The organism is Mesorhizobium sp. M7A.F.Ca.ET.027.03.2.1 (assembly GCF_003999175.1).
Lineage (GTDB): Bacteria > Pseudomonadota > Alphaproteobacteria > Rhizobiales > Rhizobiaceae > Mesorhizobium.
On record NZ_RZOM01000570.1, the window covers coordinates 1 to 3,944 of the forward strand.

The window sequence follows — 3,944 nt, forward strand, 5'->3', positions numbered from 1 at the left end:
GCGCATCAGCGAATTGATGGACAGGCGCCCGAAAAAACTCTCCGGCGGACAGCGCCAGCGCGTCGCCATCGGCCGCGCCATCGTGCGCGAACCGCAGGTGTTCCTGTTCGACGAGCCGCTCTCCAACCTCGACGCCGAATTGCGCGTCCAGATGCGCGTCGAGATCTCCCGGCTGCACAAGGAGCTCGGCACGACAATGATCTATGTCACGCACGACCAGACCGAGGCGATGACGCTCGCCGACAGGATCGTCGTGATGCGCGCCGGCCATATCGAGCAGATCGGCCGGCCGCTCGATCTCTACGACAACCCCGACAATCAGTTCGTCGCGGGCTTTGTCGGCTCGCCGAAGATGAACTTCATCAAAGGCCGGGTCGTCGGGCACGATGCGCGTGGTGTCGTGGTCGAGCTGGCGGGTCAGGAGAAGACCTGCATCACGCAACCGCTGACCGGCGCTGCACCTGAAATGGGCAGCCCAAAAATCGGCAGCAAGGTCATTGTCGGCGTTCGGCCCGAACATTTCGGCAATGCCGGAGAGGGCGACGCCGACCTCGTGGTTGCCATCGACGTGGTCGAGCACCTGGGCGGCACAAGTTTCCTCTACGCCAGAACGGCCAACGGTGACGACGTGGTGATCCAGCGCGACGCGACGAAGGTTCCCGACACATCAGAGATCACCGTTTCCATCCGCAAATCCTACCTGTTCGACGAAAAAGGACTGCGGCTGCGCTGACCGCCGGCCCTTTCCAGCCTTCAAGGAGAATGACAATGACTGCAACCACGCCCATTCGCTGGGGCATCCTCGGCCCGGGCAGCATCGCCCAGTCCTTTGCCGGTGGCGTGGCCGCTTCGCGCACCGGAAAGCTGGTCGCCATCGGCGCGCGAAATCCCGCCAAGCCCGGCCTCGCCGAGAGTTTTCCTGGCGCCCGCATTCTCGACGGCTACGACGCGCTGCTCGCCGATCCCGACATCGATGCCATCTACATTTCGATACCGCATCCCGGTCATGCGCAATGGGCGATCAAGGCGGCCGAGGCCGGAAAGCATGTGCTGTGCGAAAAGCCGCTTGCGCTGACCGCCTTCGAAGCCGACGCCATGATGCACGCCGCACGCAAGGCCGGCACATTCCTCGGCGAAGCCTTCATGTACCGGCTGCACCCGCAGACCAAGAAGCTGGTCGAACTGATCAGGTCCGGTGTCATCGGCGACATCAGGATGATCAAATCGAGCTTCGGCTTCGCCATGCCGGGCTTCATGCCGCAGCACCGGCTCTATGCCAACGATCTCGCCGGCGGCGGCATTCTCGACGTTGGCGGCTATCCCGTCTCGATGGTTCGGCTGATTGCCGGCGCGGCGCTAGGACAACCTTTCGCTGAGCCGGACAAGGTGGTCGGCACCGCCCATCTGGGCCAGTCCGGCGTCGACGAATGGGCGTCCGCGCTGCTGCATTTCCCAGGCGGCATTGTCGCCGAAGTCTCCTGCAGCATTTCGCTCAACCAGGACAATGTGCTGCGCGTCCTGGGCACAAAGGGCCGTATCGAAGTGCCGGACTTCTGGTTCGCCGGCGGCAACCGCGACGTCGGCCTCGGCCGGATCGACATCATCGCATTCACCGGCGCGCGCCAGACCATCAGCGTCGACGAGAAGCGCCATGTCTATTCCTTCGAGGTCGACGCAGCCGGTGAGGCGATCCGAGCCGGCGGCCAAGAATTCGCCTGGCCGGGCATGGCATGGGCGGAAAGCCTCGGCACCTTGCGCGTGCTGGATAAATGGCGGGCGGCAGCCGGCCTGGAATACGCGATCGAGAAAGCCGCGCAGCGCACCAACACCATCTCCGGCCGGCCTTTGCGGTCCGGCGGCACGGCGATCGCCAAGCGCACCATTCCCGGCCTGTCGAAGCCGGCATCGGTGGTGGCGCTCGGCTTCGAGGATTTCCGTACCTTTTCCTCAGGCTCGATCCTGCTCGATGCCTATTTCGAGGCCGGCGGCAATCTCTTCGATACCGGCTATGTCTATGGCGGCGGCTATACCGAGAAGCTGCTTGGCGAGTGGTTGAAAAACCGTGACGTGCGCGCGCAATCGGTGGTCATCGCCAAGGGCGCGCACTCGCCGCTGTGCTATCCCGATGTGATCGGCAAGCAGCTCGACCAGTCGCTCGAACGCCTGCAGACCGATCACGTCGATGTCTACTTCATGCACCGCGACAATCCCGATGTGCCGGTCGGCGAATTCGTCGATGCGATGGATCGTGAGGTCAAGGCCGGCCGCATCCGCGGCCCGTTCGGCGGCTCGAACTGGACAATGGAACGCATGGATGAGGCGATCGCCTATGCCGAACGTACCGGCAAGCAAAAGCCTGGCGCGCTGTCCAACAATTTCTCGCTGGCTGAAATGCTGGAGCCGATCTGGGCAGGCTGCGTCACGTCCTCCACGGATCCATGGAAGGCCTGGCTGACATCCAGGCAGATGCCGAATTTCGCCTGGTCGAGTCAGGGGCGCGGCTTCTTCACCGATCGCGCAGGTCGGGACAAGCAAGACAATGAGGAACTGGTGCGGGTCTGGTACTCCGAGCGGAATTTCGGCCGCCGCGACCGGGCGGTCGAACTTGCCGCGAGACTGGGCAAGAGCCCGATTCATATTGCGCTGGCCTATGTGCTCGCTCAGCCATTCCCATCCATCCCGCTGATCGGGCCACGCACGCTGGACGAGTTGGACGACAGCCTGCGCGCTCTCGACATCACGCTGTCGCAAGCCGATCTCGAATGGCTGGATGGCGGCAGTCGGCGCGCTGCCTAGCTGGCTGCCTTTTTAACCGTCGCGGCGTCAGGTCTCGTCATCAGGCGCCCTGACGCCACGCCTGGCCGGTGTCCGCAAATTGGCATACATGCCAGTGGTGCGGAATTGGCTCGGCGTGATGCCGTAGCAGCGGCGGAAGACTTTTGAAAAATAGTTCGCGTCCTCGAAGCCGCACAGGATGGCGACCTCCTTCACCGGCAGAAAATCCGCCTTGGTCAGCAGCTTCGCCGCGCGTTGCAGACGCTGCTGCAGCACGAACTCGGCCGGCGGCAAGCCTTCGCTCTCGGCGAAACAGCGTGAGAAATGGGCCCGGCTGAGGCCGCTGATCTGGACCAGGTCCGCCACCGGCAGCGGCCTGTCGAGATTGGCATTGATGTGATCGATGACCGGCTGCATGGCGCTCTGTTTTTCGGCAAAGGCATGGGAGCCGAAGACATCGTCATAGAGCGCCATCGCAGCCTCATAGGCGACCGCCGAAGCAGCACCCGGCGAAGCGGCGCCTTTGATCAGGCGCAAGCTGCAATCGGCAAGATGATCGATCGTCGCCTGCTGCAGCCGAAATACCGGACCCGAGACGCTGAGGATCGACTTGTGGATGCGCAGCGCCTCCTCGCCGTTCATCGAAATCCAGAAATATTCCCAGCGCTCATCCCCGGCCAGCCAGTAGCGGTGGTTGTGCGGCACCAGCACCAGCAATGTGTCGTTCTTCTGCAGGCGGTAATTGCGGTTCTCGTAGCGCAGCCGGCCGGTTCCGCTGATCGTGTGCTGGAGCACGGTGAACGGCGTCTGGCCGCGCCTGCGCCCATCCCAGTCGTAGATCTCGTCCTCGCGCACTTCATAGCCCGTGCTCGTCGGCATGGCGTGCAGGCGCTGGCGGCCGCGCGGCAGCGAGATCGTGCGCATGGACTGTCCGTTGTTTATCAAATCCTGCAGCACAAAATTACCCTTGAAAGCATAATCCTTCTCTGGTCGCGCTCGCGAATAAGCGCATAATCGCCGTCGAAAAGCGAGAGAGATCCGCAGTCGAGGAGCGGACAGGGAGGTTGGCGAGCCGGTTTCCGGCTTGTCCTGCACACATGCCACGGCATGTGGCAACAGCTTCCCATTGTCATTCCTTGCCTGCAATTCGAAATGGAATGAGGTGCGGC

The 3,944-nt window shown here is 63.0% G+C and carries 3 protein-coding genes; 2 read left to right on the top strand and 1 reads right to left on the bottom strand.

All coding sequences use genetic code 11. The features are described 5' to 3' along the window. A partial coding sequence (locus EN750_RS22385; protein WP_127397669.1) for an ATP-binding cassette domain-containing protein occupies positions 1-733 on the top strand: 733 nt, incomplete at its 5' end. 35 nt (positions 734-768) lie between these two features. After that, positions 769-2,796, top strand: a complete 2,028-nt coding sequence (locus tag EN750_RS22390) for an aldo/keto reductase (RefSeq protein ID WP_127397670.1) — start codon at positions 769-771, stop codon at positions 2,794-2,796. Positions 2,797-2,823: 27 nt separating this feature from the next. On the opposite strand, the gene EN750_RS22395 is transcribed toward EN750_RS22390, so the two are convergent. Then, positions 2,824-3,699, bottom strand: coding sequence for an AraC family transcriptional regulator (locus tag EN750_RS22395; RefSeq protein ID WP_127397671.1), 876 nt, complete (start codon positions 3,697-3,699; stop codon positions 2,824-2,826). Positions 3,700-3,944 lie beyond the last annotated feature (245 nt).

Bases quoted from the DNA above. Each gene is read 5' to 3' on its own strand.
- EN750_RS22395 (WP_127397671.1), bottom strand. From the start codon at position 3,699: ATGCGCACGATCTCGCTGCCGCGCGGCCGCCAGCGCCTGCACGCCATG.
- EN750_RS22390 (WP_127397670.1), top strand. From the start codon at position 769: ATGACTGCAACCACGCCCATTCGCTGGGGCATCCTCGGCCCGGGCAGC.